This is a genomic window from Micromonospora krabiensis (assembly GCF_900091425.1).
Classification (GTDB): domain Bacteria; phylum Actinomycetota; class Actinomycetes; order Mycobacteriales; family Micromonosporaceae; genus Micromonospora; species Micromonospora krabiensis.
Genome location: NZ_LT598496.1, coordinates 771,110 through 787,288 on the forward strand (window position 1 = coordinate 771,110; position 16,179 = coordinate 787,288).

The following is a 16,179-nucleotide window of genomic DNA, read 5'->3' on the forward strand; positions in this document are numbered from 1 at the left end:
CCCCGCGCCACCCCGTGGGCGCCGGCGTAGACCATGCGTGCCCACCGGCCGTTCCCACCCCACCACCGGAGGAGAAACCGTGAAGAGAGGCAACAGGCACGACGCGCGTACCGCACCCGTCCAGACACCGACCGACGGCACCAGCGAGCGGTCCGGCATCAGCCGGCGCGCACTCTCCACGCTGGGCATGGCCGGCGTGGTCCTCGCCGGCGGCCAGCTGCTCGCCCCGACGGCCGCCCAGGCCGAACCGGCGGACCCCGTCGCGGGCGGCCGACGTCGGCCGAGGCCGCTCGGTGAGCCCGTCACCAGCGTCGACGAACTGCGCGACACCCCCGGCACCGCGCCCGGCCAGTGGGTCACCTTGACCGGCTACCACGCCGACAAGCCGGGCCTCGGGGGCGGCGAACTCTACTGGGACGCGGCCAGCACCGCGCCCGACAACGGCGGAACGGTCTTCGCCGTGACCGGAGTCGCGACCGGCCGGTGGAAGCGTCCCGCGACCAACCGGCTCAGCCTCGCCTGGTTCGGCTGCACCGGCGTCGGTGACACCGACGACTCGGTCCGCGTCCAGGCGGCGGTGAACGCCCTGCCCATCGGCGGGGTCGTCGAGGTCGGGCCCGGCAGGATCCGCCTGGAGCACACCGTACGGGTGGAGAACGTGCCCGTCCTCTTCCAGGGCGCCGGGGTCACCGACAACGTCGACTACGCCACCCAGCTCGTCGTCGCCACCGGCGCCGCCAACGGCCTCCAGTTCGTAGCCGTCCGCGGCGGCGGCCTGCGTGACCTGCAGGTACGCGGCGAGGGCCTGACCGGCGGGTACCTGGTCGCCACCGAACGCACCGAGGCCCAGAACAACTACCTCCTGTCCTTCACCAACGTCCGTTTCCGCGACGGCTGGAACGGCATGCTCCTGCGCGGCTGCAACTCGATCCGCTTCCTCAACTGCGTCTGGAACGGCTTCCGTGGCGAGCAGGTCATCCTGCTCAACGGCGCAGGCGACACCGGCCGCGCCGACCCGGTCGAGTTCGTGCAGTGCGGCATCGCGGCCGGCACCGGCAACAACGACACCGACAACCTGGTCATCGACGGTCTCGGCGGGTCCATCAAGTTCATCGCCACCGCCGTGCTCTTCGGCCGACACGGCATCTGGCTGCGCAACCGCACCGGTCAGGCCGCCCCGAAGTTCCTCTACTTCGAAGGCGGCGGATTCGAGAACGGCCACGGCGTCCCGGTGCTGTTGGAGGCCGGCGCGCAGGCCCAGTTCACCAACACCTACATCTCCGGCGACAACGAGCACGACGCCGTTCGGATCGGATCCGGCTTCACCGGCAGCGCCACCATCACCAACAGCGTCATCCGCGGCTGCGGCCGCAACGGCATCGACATCGGCTCGACTCGCGTCACCGTCACCGGCTGCCTGATCGGCAACAACGGCCGCACCGCCCACCCGTCGTTCTCCCGGCCGATCGCCGACGTCACCGCCAACGGGTCCGGTGGGGTGCGGATCACCACGGGCGCGCCGCACGGGTGGGAGACCGGCGACCGGATCACCGTCTCCGACGTCACCGGGACCACCGAGGCCAACGGCAAGTGGCGCGTCACCGTCGTCGACGACACCACGTTCGACCTCGTGGGCGTCGGCTTCAGCCGGGCGTACGCCGGTGGCGGCACGGCCTGGCGCAACGGCGCCGGCGTCAACATCCGCTCCACCGCCTCCCGGGTGGTCCTGACCGGCAACGCCATCGGCTCGCTCGCCGACGGCATCTCCCGCCAGGACTACGGGGTGGTCTGCGACGCCTCCGACGTCCTGGTCACCGGCAACGACCTCGCCGGCAACACCGTCGGGGCGTACCAGATCACCGGCAACGAGACCGCGCAGACCCGGTTCTTCGGTAACAAGGGCGTCGCCCAGTACGACGGCTGGCTCACGGCCCGCGTCGACGGCCCGGTCACCGACGGCCTCGTCGACTTCGGCAACGCCCTCTACCTCGACGGGCAGCGGATCCGGATCGTCCGGGTCACCCGCAGGCTGACCGCCGGAACCTGCAGCGTGCGGCTGGACGCCGACGGAACTCCGGTCGGCGGCGGCGCGTTGGGCGCCGACACGGCCCTGCAGAGCACCACCCTCGCCGCCCCGTACGCCCTCGACGGCGTCGGTGGGCCGAAGCGGCTGCGGCTGCGGGTATCGAACACCGCCGGCGCGACCGGGTTGGAGGTGCAGTTCGCGTACCAGTTGGTGAGCTGACACCAGGATGGCCGGTTCGGTCCGGTGCAGCACCGGACCGAACCGGCCACCGTCAGGGCAGTTGGCCCGGCCGATCCACGACGCCGACCCGGAGCAGCGCCGCTTCCGAGTACAGCGACTCGCTGCCGTCCCGGACCAGGGACATGCGGGTTCCGAGGTAGACGTGGGTGTCCCGGTCGAAGACGAAGTCGTAGTTTCCCCCGATCACACCGGGCATCCGGATCGCCACCCCGTGCCGGCCGGCGGCATCCACGACATCCCGCGAGATGACGACCGCGCCGGGCTCCCGGGCCAGCACCTCGAACAGCGCCGCGAGCGCCCGAGGCGGCACGTAGCCGTCGAGCATCGACCGCGCGGTCGTGTACGCCATGCTGTCACTTCCGTACACGGCCTCCTCGTCGGCGGCCTCGGGCAGATGCAGGTCGACCGGGTTCTTCCGAAGGTGCTCCAGCAGCGCGTCCGGGTCGGTCGGCAGGCCACCGTGGTACGCGGGCGGCGGGAAGTCGTCGAGTTCCTTCTCCGGATCGGCGGGGTCGCCCAGCCGGAGCTCCCGCAGGTCGCCCCATCCGTTCGGGTCGCTCTCCGGCCGGTAACGCGCCTGCGTGTAGGCGACGCCACCGGCCGACTGCCACAACTGCGTCCGCACGGTCGTGTACGGGCCGCTGCCCGGTCTCTCCCGCATCGTCGCCAACAGTTCCGTGAAGACGTACTGGTCGGGCCGGGCGGTCAGCTCGGGCTGCTGCCGTGCGGCGTCGGCCGCCAGTCGGAAGATCTCCGCGGCGCTGGCCGTCGGCGGCGACTGCTCACCCACCCCCAGCGTCTGGACGGCGAGCCCTCCGGCGGTCAGCGCCACCACCAGCGCGAACGCCCCGGCGAGGCGCCGACCGCCGACGAGCCGGCGGCGCCCGGAGCGACGGGCCGCCGGAGCCGCCTCGGACCGCCGGACGATGTGCGCCTTCAGATCGGTGAGGAGCCGCTCCTCGAAGTCGTGCGAGGACTGCGGGAACCTGGTCACGGCGTCGTCTCCCTTTCGTCAGGCGAGGGTGGTGGCCGGGCGGGCGAGCACGGCCCGGACGATGCGGCGGGCACGGTGCAGCCGCACCCGGGCGGCGACCGGAGACATCCCGAGAGCGCTCGCCGCCCCCGCGACGGTGAGGCCGTCCACGGCGAGGAGTTCCACCAGCGCCCGGGTGCCGTCGGGCAGCTCCTGCAGCGCCTGATAGGTACGTCGGGCGGCCGCCTCGGCGTCGATCCGCTCCTCGAGCCGGGCGATGTCGTCGGCGTCCAGATCCCGTCGTCCAGCCAGCCGACCGGTCACCCCCAGGCGGCGGGCCGCCCGCCGCCGCTCGTCGGCGATCACGTTGCGGGCCACCCCGAAGAGCCAGCCGATCTGGCTACCACGGTCCGGCCGGTAGCGGGCCGCCGACTCGATCACCGCCAGGAACACGTCCGCGGTCAGGTCGGCCGCGAGGTGGGGGTCGTCGACCCGCCGCGCCACGAATCGGGTCACCGCGTCGACGTGTCGGCGGTAGAAGACCTCGAAGGCCGCCGGGTCGGTGCCGATGCCGGAGATGTCATCCTCCACTGAGCCAGGGTCATGCACAGGCCGTCCTCTCTCGTCGCCGTACACCCGTTCTTCCTACGCGGCGACGCGGGTGTTACCGAGCTGGGCCGGACGAAGGGACCGCTCGGCGAAAGTGCCGGGATCGGACAGCGCGCATGCCGCTTCGGCCGGTCCTGCGAATCGACGGTGTCTCCTACCCTTCGGCCATGAGGCGAGCCACGGGGATCGGAATTGCCGCAGGAGCACTTCTTGTGCTGGGTTGCTCGGTCGGTGTGCAGTCGGAGGGCGAACCCGCCGCCCCCGCGCCGACCGTCAGCGCCGACATCACCGACACGAGGAACGCGATCGGCGTGCTGCGCGCCGGCACGGCGTTCATCAACCAGACCAGCTTCCGCGCCGACATCGACATCGCCAGCCAGGTGGGGGGCCTGTCGCGGGTCGACAACGTCAACAAGCGCGGTATGGCCAGCCTGTCGAGTCCCGGTGGCGTCATCGAGATCCGGATGATCGACGACGACGTCTACCTGAAGTCGGGAGCGGAGCTGCCGGGTGTCGGCCACGAGTGGATGGCCCTCGACCCGGCTCGCGTGCCGACGGACTTCGCCCTGAGTTTCGAGCCGGGCAGGAACGACCCCGGTGGCTCGGCCCGCCTCATCAACGCCATCATGTCCGCGCGGGCCGACGGCACCGAGATCAGCGGGGTGCTCGACGTCAACCGGGTGGGCGTCGGCAACGGGATCAGCTTCCGCCACGCCCCCGGGGGGACGTTCCCCGAGGCCGCGCGCAACCAGCCGTTCCGCGCGACGCTGGATGCCGAGGGGCGGCTGGTCCGGTTCCTCATCCCGGAGGCCAACGGCCTGCCGGGCGCCGCCGTGCGCTACAGCGACTTCGGCGTACCGGTCGACGTCGTCCGGCCGGAGCCCGCGGTGCCCGCCCCCGACGCCCTGTATCCCCAGCTCGGTCTGGGCGGCTGAGACCAGACGGGGGCGAGACCGGTCCCCACCAGCACCGGGCCCGGTGAGGGCCGGCCGAGTGCCGTACGTCCCGCACCCGGCGACGAGGTGTGAGGATTGGCCGATGCGGAACGAGCAGCGCCTGGTCGATCGTGCGAGAGAGCGGCTCAACGCGGGGGAGGGCCTCGACTCCGTGCTCGCGTCGCTGCGGAACGATGACGGCCTGAGTGCGATCGAGTGCGTCGCCGTCCTCTGCGACGTGCTGGACGTCGGCATCGGCCGGGCGAGGGCGGTGGTACGCCTCAGTTCCGCCTTGGCCGACGAAAAGGACGCCGATCGCGAGAGCCTTGTCGGCGCACTCCACGAGGTCAACGAGGTCGTGCGCCTGCGGGCCGGGGACGCGGATCCCATTGGGGAGCCCGCCGAGCAACTCGGCGACCTCCGTGCCGCGCTGGTCGTCGCGCTGGGGATGGTGGCGGTCGAGCGGGGCCCGACCGGGCGGACGGCCCTCGTCGTCCCGACGGATCGCGAGATCCTCGAAGAGGTCGGCGCGCTCCGGCGCCGATCGTCCGTCTGACGGGGGAGACCCGTCTCAGGCGGCTATCCAGGGGACTCGCAGACGGCCCGAGCGTCGCGTTCCCACTCGCTGCGGACCAGGACGATCGGTTGGTCGACCTCGCTGACGTGCCGGTCGGTGGTCTCGACGGTAAACCGTATCGACAGCGGCTCGGGCTGGAGCGGGGTCGCACACTCCACGCCCAGCTCGACGACGAGCAGTCCGACGCCGCGCGCGGGTACCACCGGGGGCGGCCCGATGCCGCGAATCGTCACGCCCGGGCTCTCCATACGCACCGCTCGGACGGTGATCGGGGCCGGGCCGCCGTTCACCAGCCGCATCTGCGTCACCAGGCGGGCCCATCCCTGGGCGAGACCGCCACCGGTCTCGGCCGACTCGGGGAACGCCGCGAGGGCGATCACGGCGTTCTGCTCCCTTTCGTCCCGCGAGTCCCGCAGCTGGTCGACACCCACTCCGCCGATCGCGACGCCGGTCACGAACGCGACGACGAGCCATGGCATCATCGCTCGCCGGGCCAGGTGGCGGCCGGGACTCGTGGCGTCGGACCGCGCCGGTTGGCGATCCGGGTCACCCAGGTCGATCACCGCAACCTCCGCGACATGCGCGTCAGCCTAGTACTTCCGTACGCGAGCGCCGCTCATCCGACGAGCCGGGGTCGGCCCGACTCATCGTCGCCGCGCTGGGCGTCTACGCCCTGGATCGTGAGCCGGCCCGGTGAGCCGACTGGGTCCGCCGTCGGGGTCGTCGACCGGAGCGAGCGGGGGCAGACGCGAACCGACCGGCGGGGGAGAATGGAGCGTGCGCTCCGCCCTCCCGCCGTGGACGTCAGGCGCGCGACTACTGCATGCTGATCGCGGCGGTGCAGGTCCGCTGTTCCAGGGCGGCGCCCGCGACGGTCGAGCCACCCGCCACGTTCAGGCACTTGCCGCTGTTGGCATTGACCTGCTGGTGGTAGCCGTCCGTGTTGCGGTTGACGATCCGGTACGCGGTGGCCGCGGCGCCGCCGCTGAACTGCCACGAGTTCACGTTGAACAGGATCCCGCTGCCACCGGTGAAACGCAGGTACAGCTCGTGGGTGCCGGTCGCGCCGCTGACCCCGCAGCTGCTGGTCGTCCAGGTCTGCCATCCTCCGGTGCCGCCGACGACGCAGGTGCCGACGACCGGGCCGCTGGCGCTGTCGAGCCGTATCTCGACTTCCCGTTGCGGGAGGCGACCTGGCCCGCCCAGGCGTTGGCGTCGGCCCACGCGAAGGTCGCGAAGCTCATGGGGGCGCTGTGGTCGGTCCAGTTCACCAGGTCGGCGAAGGAGAACACCCGCCACTCACGCATGGTGAAGTATGTGGAGCCGTCCTCGTCGTGTCCGGTGTAGAGGTAGACCCGGCCGCTGTGGACCAGAGGAGCCGGATCGGCGGTGTAGATGTGCTGCAGGATCGGGTTGTCGGCCTTAGCCGTGCCGGGTAGCAGGGCGACGGCGCAGACCATGGCCGCGGCCAGGGCGACGGCGCGCCGGAGTCTGCTGGTGTGGTGGGCTGGTTCGGTTGGTGGCACGGTGTGCTCCTGGGGGTGGTCGGGCGGTGTGCCCGGCGGATCCCGCCTCGCGTCGGGGGATCATTGCCCCGAGCGGGCGTGTTATCGCTAACACTCGTCTATGGATGCTCTCCGAGGGCGGTTTCCCGACGGGGTGAGCAGGACTGATGCCCGATGGGCAGATCAGCGCTGTAACGTCAGCGCAGCATCGTTGTATCAACGATGACATTCATCATCCCCGATGCGCGGTACTGAGCGTGGTGGGGCTCGTCAACGGGGTCCGCCCGGGCGGTCGGCCGGTGTCAAATCACCTCGATCGTGGACGGTGGGGGCGTGATGCGGCGGGGTCGACGCGGGCCGCGGCGCGCTCGCGCGGTGGTCGAGGAGGTGGTGCCGCGCGGAGGGGCTCCACCCTGTTGCCTGCCGGGACGCGGGGCGTCGGCGCGGCGGCGGCCTTTGTTACGAGAACGAGACGTGCGTATTTCGCGATGGCGGTTGACGATCATGTTGTGAGCGTTAACACTCGCCGGGACTGATACCTGTGCGTTCGGGTGCGGAGGGAGTGGAAGCTGTGCGCAGACGAATTCTGGCCGTCGCCGCTGGAGCGGCGCTTGCCATCAGCATGGCCGCCTGCAGTGGCGAGGGAGCCGGTGGCGGCGGCGACACCGGGGGGAACCAGCCCGGTGACCTGACGATCGGCGTCTCGATGCCGACCCAGACCTCGGAGCGGTGGATCGCCGACGGCAACGCGGTGAAGGAGAAGCTGCAGGCCAAGGGCTACAAGGTCGACCTCCAGTACGCCGGCGACGACATCCCGACCCAGTCCCAGCAGGTCGACCAGATGATCACCCAGGGTGCGGACGTCCTCATCATCGCGGCCATCGACGGCACCGCGCTCAGCAGCCAGCTCCAGGCCGCGGCGGACGCCAAGATTCCAGTGATCGCCTACGACCGGCTCATCCGGGACAGCCCGAACGTCAACTTCTACGTCAGCTTCGACAACTACAAGGTCGGCGTGGCCCAGGCCAACGCGCTGCTGGTCGGCCTCGGCCTGCAGAACAAGGACGGCTCGAAGGGGACCGCGACCGGGCCGTTCAACATCGAGCTGTTCGCCGGCTCGTTGGACGACAACAACGCCCACTTCTTCTTCAGCGGCGCCATGGACACGCTCAAGCCCTTCATCGACGCCGGCACCCTGAAGGTGAAGTCCGGCCAGACGAAGATCGAGCAGATCGCCATCCTGCGCTGGCAGCAGGAGACCGCCCAGAAGCGCATGGAGGACCTGCTGACGTCGAGCTACAACGACGGCAGCAAGGTGGACGGTGTGCTGTCGCCGTACGACGGCATCTCCCGGGGCATCATCACCGCCCTGCAGAACGCCGGCTACGGCAGCGGGGCGAAGAAGCTGCCGGTGGTGACCGGCCAGGACGCCGAGATCGCCTCGGTCAAGCTCATCAACGACGGCGTCCAGAGCTCCACGATCTTCAAGGACACCCGCCTGCTGGCCGAACAGGCCGTCATCGCCGGCGAGGCGTTCCTGGAGGACAAGGAGCCGCAGGCCAACGACACCAAGACGTACAACAACGGGGTCAAGGTCGTCCCGTCGTTCCTGCTGCCGGTCCAGACCGTCTACAAGGACGACATCAAGCCGATCCTCGTCGACTCCGGCTACTGGACGGCCGAGGAGGTCGCCGCCGGGCAGGCGAAGAGCTGACCCGGCCGTGCGGGCCCGGTGGTGGAACGCTCACCGCCGGGCCCCCGCCATTGAACAGACGGTCACGAGCAGGACGGTTCCCATGGGCGAGAACATCCTCGAAATGCGTAACATCACCAAGACATTCCCCGGCGTGGCGGCGCTCCAGGACGTCTCGCTCGCCGTCCGGCGCGGGGAGATCCACGCGATCTGCGGCGAGAACGGCGCCGGCAAGTCGACCCTCATGAAGGTGCTGTCCGGCGTGTATCCGTCCGGCAGCTACGACGGCGAGATCGTCTTCGACGGCGAGCCGGTGCACTTCCGGGGCATCCGCGACAGCGAGTCCCACGGCATCGTCATCATCCACCAGGAACTCGCCCTGGTGCCGTACCTCTCCATCGCCGAGAACATCTTCCTCGGCAACGAGCGTCGCGGCCGCAGCCGGCTCATCGACTGGAACCGGGCCAACGCCGAGGCTGCCCGCCTGCTGGCGTCCGTGGGCCTGCACGAGAACCCGGTGACCCCGGTCATCCAACTCGGGGTCGGCAAGCAGCAGCTCGTCGAGATCGCCAAGGCCCTGTCGAAGAAGGTGCGGCTGCTGATCCTCGACGAGCCGACCGCCGCCCTCAACGACATCGACTCGAAACACCTGCTCGACCTCATGCGCCGGCTGCGTGACCAGGGCATCACCTGCATCATGATCTCCCACAAGCTCGGCGAGGTCACCTCCATCGCCGACTCCACCACCGTCATCCGCGACGGCCGGACGGTCGAGACGCTCGACATGAGCGACGCCGCGGCCACCCAGGAGCGGATCATCCGTGGCATGGTCGGCCGCGACCTCGCCACCTTCTACCCGGAGCGCGAGTCCACCCCGGGCGACGAGGTGCTGCGGATCGAGGACTGGACCGTACGGCACCCGACGCAGGACCGGCTGGTCGTCGACGGCGCCAGCCTCAACGTCCGCGCGGGCGAGGTCGTCGGCATCGCCGGGCTCATGGGCGCCGGGCGCACCGAACTCGCCATGAGCGTGTTCGGCCGCTCCTACGGCCGGGACATCAGCGGCCGGCTCTTCGTCCACGGCCGGGAGGTGAAGGCCCGCACGGTGGCGGAGGCGATCGAGAACGGCATCGCGTACGCGACCGAGGACCGCAAGCACTACGGCCTCAACCTGATCAACGACGTCCGGGGCAACATCTCCGCGGCCGCGCTGGACAAGCTCGCCCGGCTCGGCTGGGTCGACGGGAACAAGGAGATCAAGGTCGCCGAGCAGGGCCGACGCGACATGAACATCAAGTCGCGCAGCGTCATGTCGGTGGTCGGTGAGCTCTCCGGTGGCAACCAGCAGAAGGTCGTCCTGTCGAAGTGGCTGTTCACCGACCCCGACGTGCTGATCCTGGACGAGCCGACCCGCGGCATCGACGTCGGCGCGAAGTTCGAGATCTACACGATCATCAACCGCCTCGTCGCCGACGGGAAGGCGGTCATCATCATCTCCTCCGAGCTGCCCGAGCTGCTCGGCATGTGCGACCGCATCTACACCCTCGCGGCCGGCCGGATCAGCGGCGAGCTGCCGGTCGGTGAGGCCACCCAGGAGAACCTCATGGAACTCATGACGAAGGACAAGGATCTCGTCGGATGACCAGCACCGAATCGCCCACGAAGAGCGGCGCGGCCGACGCGGCTCCCGCCGCCGCCCTGCACACCGGCACCAGCAACCCGCGGACGCTGATCCTCGGCAACCTGCGGCAGAGTGGCATCTACATCGCCCTCGTGGTGATCGTCGCGCTGTTCGCGATCCTGACCGACGGCGTCTCCCTGAGCCCGGGCAACATCACCAACATCGTCCTGCAGTACTCGTACATCCTGGTGCTCGCGATCGGCATGGTCATCGTCATCATCGGCGGGCACATCGACCTGTCGGTGGGCTCGGTGGTCGCCCTCACCGGGGCGGTCTCCGCCGTCCTCGTGATCCGCGAGGGCATGCCGTGGTGGGCGGGTGTCCTCGCCGCGCTCGCCGTGGGCATCGCCGTGGGCGCGTGGCATGGCTTCTGGGTCGCGTACGCCGGCATTCCGGCCTTCATCGTCACCCTCGCCGGCATGCTCCTGTTCCGCGGTCTAACCCTGCGCGTGCTGGACAACATCTCGCTTTCCCCGTTCCCGGCCGAGTACCAGCGGGTCGCCGCCGGCTTCCTCAACGGATTGCTGGGTGGCCAGGGCTTCGACGCCTTCACGCTGCTCATCGGGGCGTTCGCCGTGGCCGGCTACGCGGTGAGCGTCTTCCGGACCCGGGTGGCGCGCATCCGTTACGAGCAGCCGGTGGAGTCCTTCCCGCTGTTCGTCGCGCGGGTGGTCCTCGTCGGTGCCGTGGTCATGTACTTCGCCTGGCAGCTCGCCCACGCGCGCGGCCTGCCGATCGTGCTGATCATCCTGGCGGTGCTGGTGCTCGTCTACGGGCTGCTCACCCGGCGCGCGGTCTTCGGCCGCCAGGTCTACGCCATCGGCGGCAACCTTCCGGCGGCCATGTTGTCCGGTGTCAAGGTGAAGACCGTCAACTTCTGGATCTTCGTCAACATGGGCTTCCTGTCCGCGGTCGCGGGTGTCATCTACTCCTCTCGGTCCAACGGTGCCCAGCCCGCCGCCGGCAACATGTTCGAACTGGACGCGATCGCCGCGGCCTTCATCGGCGGTGCGGCGGTCACCGGCGGCGTCGGCACCGTCGTCGGCGCGATGGTCGGTGGCCTGATCATGGCGGTGATGAGCAACGGCATGCAGCTCATGGGCGTCGACCAGTCGATGCAGTCGGTGGTCAAGGGCCTGGTGCTGCTCGTCGCGGTGGCGTTCGACGTCTACAACAAGCGCCGGGCCGCCGGTAGCCGTTGAGCGGGTAGGACCCGAGCCGGTGCGGTCGGGTGGCGGGAGAGTCCGCCACCCGACCGCCGTCCAGCGTCCGGTCACACCCGGGTCCAACGCTGGTTGGCGCTGCCGTGGCAGGACCAGAGGATCACGGTGGTGCCGTTGGCGGTGCCGCCGTTGTTGACGTCCAGACACAGCGACGGGAAGCGGACGTTGCCGATCGTGCCGTTGCCGTTGAACGTCCACTGCTGGTTCGTGCCGCCGTTGCAGTCCCAGATCTGCACCCGGGTGCCGTTGGCGGCGTTCGTCGGCACGTCCAGGCACTTGCCGAGGATCCGCAGCGTCTGGCCGACCTGGCTGACCTGCTGGTTGGGGTTGCCGTGGCAGTCCCAGACCAGCGTGCCGGTGCCGTTGGCGGTGTTGGCGTTGTCGACGTCGAGGCACCGCCCGGCCGACTCGCTGCGCAGCCGGAACGTCGTGGGCGGAGGCGGGTCGGTGGTGCCGCCGCCGCTGACCCGGTAGACCACGGTGCCGTGTGCCGGGACGCTCGCGGAGATGGAGCCGCCGGTGGTGGAGGTCGCGTCGGTCCACGCGTCGCGCAGGGTGAACGAGCTGCCGGTCTTGCCGATGGCGGCCGCCGTGGTGGAGATCGTGGTGCTGGAGCCGCCCTCGTTGAACAGGGCGACCGCGACGTCGCCGTTGGCGAGCCGTTTGGCCAGCACCCGTCGGGTGCCGTCGTGGGAGACCTGGACCGCCTGGCGGCCGAGGGTGTCCTGGTTGATCGCGACCAGGCGCGGGTTGCGCAGGATCGCCAGTGTCGCCGCGCTGGCCGAGCGCAGGTCGTTGCCCATCATGAGTGGGGCCGCCATCATCGCCCAGAGCGCGAAGTGGCTGCGCATCTCGGTGTCGGTCATCCCACCGTTGCCGACCTCCAGCATGTCGGGGTCGTTGAAGCCGCCCGGCGCGGCGTAGCCGGCCAACGGCACGTTGACGTTGACGATGTTCTGGATGCCCATCGGGTAGCCGTTGGTCTGGCCGGTGTTCCACGCGTTGGTGATGTCCTCGGTGGTCCGCCAGAGGTTGGCCACGTCGCTCCAGTTGCGCTGCGGCCCGGTCTTCTCGTGGATGCTGTTCGGGTTGATGCTGTACACGATCGGCCGGCCGGTGGCCGCGAGCGCGTCACGCATGATCCCGAACCTCGCCACCTGGTCGTTGATGGTGCCGGTGGGCGAACACCAGTCGTACTTGAGGTAGTCGACGCCCCACGCGGCGAACTGACGGGCGTCCTGGTACTCGTGCCCGAGGCTGCCGGTCGAGCCGGGGAAGGCGTCGAAGTACTGGGCGCAGGTCTGGTCGAGCGGCGACTGGTAGATGCCGAAGAGCAGCCCCCGGGCGTGCAGGTAGTCGCCGAGGGCCCGCATGCCGCTGGGGAACCGCTGCGGGTGCGCCTGCAGGTTGCCCTGCGCGTCGCGGTTCGGGTCGAACCAGCAGTCGTCGACGACGACGTAGCGGTAGCCCAGGTCCCGTAGCCCGGTGCTGACGATCGTGTCGGCCATCTGCCGGATGAGCGTCTCGTCGATGTTGCAGCCGAACGTGTTCCAGGTGTTCCACCCCATCGGCGGGGTGCGGGCCACGCCGTTGTTCAGGGCGTGCGCCGCGGGCGGTGCGAGTGCCGTTGCGGCGACGCTCGTGCCGAGCGCCACGAGGGCGCCCAGGACGGCCGCCAGCCATCGCTTCGGTCTGCGCACGGGTCCTCCTCGGTGGGAGAGGTGAGCGGGGGTCGGTTTCGACGCGTGGGTGCCTGTCCGCGATTGCGGACCGTCACGTGCGGATCGATCGGTCGTCCGTGGATCGGACCGGCGGGCGAACCCTGCCGCCTGCCATCTGTCGCGTGCCGCCCGGGTCGGCTCGGCGTTCGCGGCCACTGTCCGTGCCATGACGATGACAGGCATGTTATCGATGACATCAACGAATGTAAATTGAATCGATCTCGCGGTGTGGTCCAGGCGGTGCCTGGGTCGTCGGTTGGCGCCGGGCGAAGAGTGCTGCTGCCCAGGCCAGACCGCCTTCCGGAGCGTCGCGCGCTCGTCGGCTCGGCCCCTCGGGTCGCCCGGTCCGCCGTCCGTGACGCACCCGGGCATTCGCCCTGTTGGCGCTAACAATCCCGGCTCGACGTTCCGCGTCGCTCCGCGCCTCGGGGCCGGGCGACCCCGGGGGTGGGCCGCCGGTGTCGCCGTAAGCTCCTGCCGCCCGGCCGCCGGTGGGGTGACCGGTTGTGATGGCGGGATCGAGCCGGGGCCTCCGCCCGCTCCCCTCCGTTACGGACCTGTTGCCGGCTGGTGTCTTGACGATGCTTGATGTGAGCGTTAACACTAGGCCCGTCACATGCGGAGGTGTTCATGAGCAATGTGGACGGAACGGGCGACCGGTACGTCGTCGGGGTCGACTACGGCACGCTCTCCGGACGGGCGCTGGTGGTCCGCGTCCGTGACGGCGTCGAGGTCGGAACCGCGGTGCACGAGTACCGCCGCGGGGTGATCGAGTCGGCGCTGCCCGACGGCGGACCCCCGCTGCCGCCCGACTGGGCGCTGCAGGACCCGGAGGACTATCGGGACGTCCTGCGGCACGCCGTCCCCGCCGCGCTGGCCGACGCCGGCGTGGACCCCACCCAGGTCATCGGCATCGGCACCGACTTCACCGCCTGCACCGTGCTGCCGACACTCGCCGACGGGACCCCGCTGTGCGAGGTACCCGAACTGCGGCACCGCCCGCACGCGTGGGTGAAGCTGTGGAAGCACCACGCCGCCCAGCCGCACGCCGACCGGATCAACGCGCTCGCCCACGAGCGGCGGGAGCCGTGGATCGGCCGGTACGGCGGAAAGATCTCCGCCGAGTGGCAGTTCGCCAAGGGCCTGCAGATCCTGGAGGAGGATCCGGAGATCTACCGGCGCGCCGAGCGCTTCATCGAGGCGGCCGACTGGATCGTGTGGCAGCTCTGCGGCGCCGAGACCCGCAACGTCTGCACCGCCGGCTACAAGGGCATCCGACAGGACGGTCGCTACCCGTCGACGGACTACCTGGGCGCCCTGCACCCCGACTTCGCGGACTTCGCGACCAAGCTGGACGGCCCCTTGCTGCCGCTGGGCGACCGGGCCGGCGTCCTGAGCGCGCGCGCCGCCGAGTGGACCGGACTGCCGGCGGGGATCGCGGTCGCGGTCGGCAACGTCGACGCCCACGTCACTGCCGCCTCCGCCCAGGCCCTGACGCCCGGCCGCCTGGTCGCCATCATGGGCACCTCCACCTGCCACGTGGTCAACGGCAACCACCCCGCCGAGGTGCCCGGCATGTGCGGCGTCGTCGACGGCGGCATCAGCCCCGGCGCCTGGGGATACGAGGCGGGCCAGAGCGGTGTGGGCGACATCTTCGGCTGGTTCGTCCGGCACGCCGCGCCCGCCGGGCTGGACTCGCACGAGCGGTTGACCGAACTCGCCGCCGCCCAGCCGGTCGGTGCCCACGGCCTGGTCGCGTTGGACTGGTGGAACGGCAACCGCTCCCTGCTCGTCAATCACGACCTGAGCGGTCTGATCGTCGGCCTGACGTTGGCCACCCGGCCGCAGGACGTCTACCGGGCCCTGCTGGAGTCCACCGCGTTCGGCACCCGGATGATCATCGAGGCGTTCGTCGAGGCGAAGGTGCCGGTCACCGACATCGTCGTCGCCGGTGGCCTCGCCTCGAACCGGCTGCTCATGCAGATCTACGCCGACGTCACCAACCGGCCGCTGAGCATCATCGGGTCCGCCCAGGGGCCCGCGCTCGGCTCCGCGATCCACGCGGCGGTCGCCGCCGGCGCGTACCCGACGATCCACGAGGCCTCGGCAGCCATGGGGCGGGTCGACGAGGGCGTCTACCAGCCCGTCCCGGAGAACGTCCGCGCGTACGACGCCCTCTACGCCGAGTACCGGGCGTTGCACGACCACTTCGGCCGTGGCGCCGACGACGTCATGCTCCGGCTCCGGGCGATCCGCAACGCGGCCGCGCAACCGGCGCAGGCCGACACGGTTCTGGAGGTGGTCGGATGAACCCCGACGTGGCCCGGCAGGTGAGCGCCCTGCGGGAGACGGTCTCCCGGCTGCACCGCGAGCTGACCCGGTACGACCTGGTCGCCTGGACGGCGGGCAACGTGTCGGCGCGGGTCCCCGGGCAGGACCTGATGGTCATCAAGCCCAGCGGCGTCGACTACGACGACCTGACGGCGGACACCATGGTCGTCTGCGACCTCAACGGAAACGTGGTCGACGGAGGCGGCTCGCCCTCCAGCGACACGGCCGCCCACGCGTACGTCTATCGGGCCATGCCCGAGGTCGGCGGCGTGGTGCACACCCACAGCGGCTACGCCACGGCGTGGGCTGCCCGGGGCGAGGCCATCCCGTGCTGGCTGACCGCCCAGGCCGACGAGTTCGGCGGCGAGATTCCCATCGGCCCGTTCGCGCTCATCGGCGGGGACGACATCGGCAAGGGCATCGTCAGCACGCTGTCCGGGCACCGCTCGCCCGCGGTGCTCATGCGCAACCACGGGGTCTTCACCATCGGCAAGGACGCCCGGGCCGCGGTCAAGGCGGCGGTGATGTGCGAGGACGTCGCCCGCACCGCGCACCTCGCCCGCAGTCTCGGGCAACCACTGCCGATCGCGCAGGCCGACATCGACTCGCTCTACGACCGGTACCAGAACGTCTACGGCCAACGTCCGGCGTCGGGCTGACCGGCC

The 16,179-nt window shown here is 70.5% G+C and carries 13 protein-coding genes and 1 pseudogene; 8 read left to right on the top strand and 6 right to left on the bottom strand.

From position 1 onward, the window contains the following. Positions 1-79 precede the first annotated feature (79 nt). Complete coding sequence (locus GA0070620_RS03440) at positions 80-2,245, top strand: right-handed parallel beta-helix repeat-containing protein (protein ID WP_091588524.1); 2,166 nt, start codon at positions 80-82, stop codon at positions 2,243-2,245. A gap of 52 nt (positions 2,246-2,297) precedes the next feature. Here the strand turns inward: GA0070620_RS03440 and GA0070620_RS03445 are convergent, their stop codons facing one another. Beyond that, on the bottom strand, positions 2,298-3,260 hold the full coding sequence (locus GA0070620_RS03445) for a CU044_5270 family protein (protein WP_091588526.1): 963 nt from the start codon (positions 3,258-3,260) through the stop codon (positions 2,298-2,300). An 18-nt stretch (positions 3,261-3,278) separates the two neighbouring features. Continuing rightward, the gene (locus tag GA0070620_RS03450) at positions 3,279-3,830 is read right to left on the bottom strand and encodes an RNA polymerase sigma factor (RefSeq protein ID WP_172836374.1); all 552 of its coding nucleotides are present in this window, start codon (positions 3,828-3,830) and stop codon (positions 3,279-3,281) included. Positions 3,831-4,015: 185 nt separating this feature from the next. Here GA0070620_RS03450 and GA0070620_RS03455 point away from each other — a divergent pair, with 185 nt between their 5' ends. Together GA0070620_RS03455 and GA0070620_RS03460 are read left to right on the top strand one after the other, a co-directional pair. After that, positions 4,016-4,783, top strand: coding sequence for a hypothetical protein (locus tag GA0070620_RS03455; RefSeq protein WP_157741524.1), 768 nt, complete (start codon positions 4,016-4,018; stop codon positions 4,781-4,783). A gap of 103 nt (positions 4,784-4,886) precedes the next feature. After that, positions 4,887-5,339, top strand: a complete 453-nt coding sequence (locus tag GA0070620_RS03460) for a hypothetical protein (protein ID WP_091588528.1) — start codon at positions 4,887-4,889, stop codon at positions 5,337-5,339. 23 nt (positions 5,340-5,362) lie between these two features. Here GA0070620_RS03460 and GA0070620_RS03465 read toward each other — a convergent pair whose 3' ends face one another. The 3 genes and pseudogenes from GA0070620_RS03465 to GA0070620_RS33415 form a co-directional block, all read right to left on the bottom strand. After that, positions 5,363-5,923 (bottom strand): hypothetical protein, encoded by a 561-nt coding sequence (locus GA0070620_RS03465; protein ID WP_091588529.1) that lies wholly within the window; start codon positions 5,921-5,923, stop codon positions 5,363-5,365. Positions 5,924-6,176: 253 nt separating this feature from the next. Next, positions 6,177-6,584, bottom strand: a complete 408-nt coding sequence (locus tag GA0070620_RS33165) for a carbohydrate-binding protein (protein ID WP_197677536.1) — start codon at positions 6,582-6,584, stop codon at positions 6,177-6,179. Continuing rightward, a pseudogene (locus GA0070620_RS33415) lies at positions 6,533-6,820 on the bottom strand (glycoside hydrolase); the annotation flags it as partial. The pseudogene GA0070620_RS33415 and the gene GA0070620_RS33165, both read right to left, overlap by 52 nt. 616 nt (positions 6,821-7,436) lie before the next feature. Between GA0070620_RS33415 and chvE the strand changes: the two are divergent. The 3 genes from chvE to mmsB all read left to right on the top strand — a co-directional run bounded on the left by chvE (position 7,437) and on the right by mmsB (position 11,441). Next, positions 7,437-8,579: a multiple monosaccharide ABC transporter substrate-binding protein gene (chvE, locus tag GA0070620_RS03475; RefSeq protein ID WP_091588530.1), complete on the top strand. Its 1,143-nt coding sequence runs from the start codon at positions 7,437-7,439 to the stop codon at positions 8,577-8,579. A gap of 82 nt (positions 8,580-8,661) precedes the next feature. Further along, positions 8,662-10,200: a multiple monosaccharide ABC transporter ATP-binding protein gene (gene mmsA / locus GA0070620_RS03480; protein WP_091588531.1), complete on the top strand. Its 1,539-nt coding sequence runs from the start codon at positions 8,662-8,664 to the stop codon at positions 10,198-10,200. Beyond that, positions 10,197-11,441, top strand: a complete 1,245-nt coding sequence (gene mmsB / locus GA0070620_RS03485; RefSeq protein WP_091588532.1) for a multiple monosaccharide ABC transporter permease — start codon at positions 10,197-10,199, stop codon at positions 11,439-11,441. Before mmsA ends, mmsB begins: the two co-directional genes overlap by 4 nt. A 71-nt stretch (positions 11,442-11,512) precedes the next feature. On the opposite strand, the gene GA0070620_RS03490 is transcribed toward mmsB, so the two are convergent. Further along, a complete protein-coding gene (locus GA0070620_RS03490; protein WP_091588533.1) occupies positions 11,513-13,162 on the bottom strand; it encodes a glycoside hydrolase family 27 protein in 1,650 nt (549 codons plus the stop codon). A gap of 651 nt (positions 13,163-13,813) precedes the next feature. Between GA0070620_RS03490 and araB the strand changes: the two genes are divergently transcribed. Next, positions 13,814-15,493, top strand: coding sequence for a ribulokinase (gene araB / locus GA0070620_RS03495; RefSeq protein WP_091588534.1), 1,680 nt, complete (start codon positions 13,814-13,816; stop codon positions 15,491-15,493). Further along, positions 15,490-16,173 carry an L-ribulose-5-phosphate 4-epimerase gene (locus GA0070620_RS03500; protein WP_172836375.1) on the top strand — a complete coding sequence of 228 codons (684 nt, stop codon included), beginning with the start codon at positions 15,490-15,492 and terminating at the stop codon, positions 16,171-16,173. The genes araB and GA0070620_RS03500 overlap by 4 nt, the downstream gene beginning before the upstream one ends. Positions 16,174-16,179 lie beyond the last annotated feature (6 nt).

Coding starts and splice junctions, on each gene's coding strand:
- GA0070620_RS03455 (WP_157741524.1), top strand. CDS start 4,016: ATGAGGCGAGCCACGGGGATCGGAATTGCCGCAGGAGCACTTCTTGTG.
- GA0070620_RS03460 (WP_091588528.1), top strand. CDS start 4,887: ATGCGGAACGAGCAGCGCCTGGTCGATCGTGCGAGAGAGCGGCTCAAC.
- mmsA (WP_091588531.1), top strand. CDS start 8,662: ATGGGCGAGAACATCCTCGAAATGCGTAACATCACCAAGACATTCCCC.
- mmsB (WP_091588532.1), top strand. CDS start 10,197: ATGACCAGCACCGAATCGCCCACGAAGAGCGGCGCGGCCGACGCGGCT.
- araB (WP_091588534.1), top strand. CDS start 13,814: ATGAGCAATGTGGACGGAACGGGCGACCGGTACGTCGTCGGGGTCGAC.
- GA0070620_RS03500 (WP_172836375.1), top strand. CDS start 15,490: ATGAACCCCGACGTGGCCCGGCAGGTGAGCGCCCTGCGGGAGACGGTC.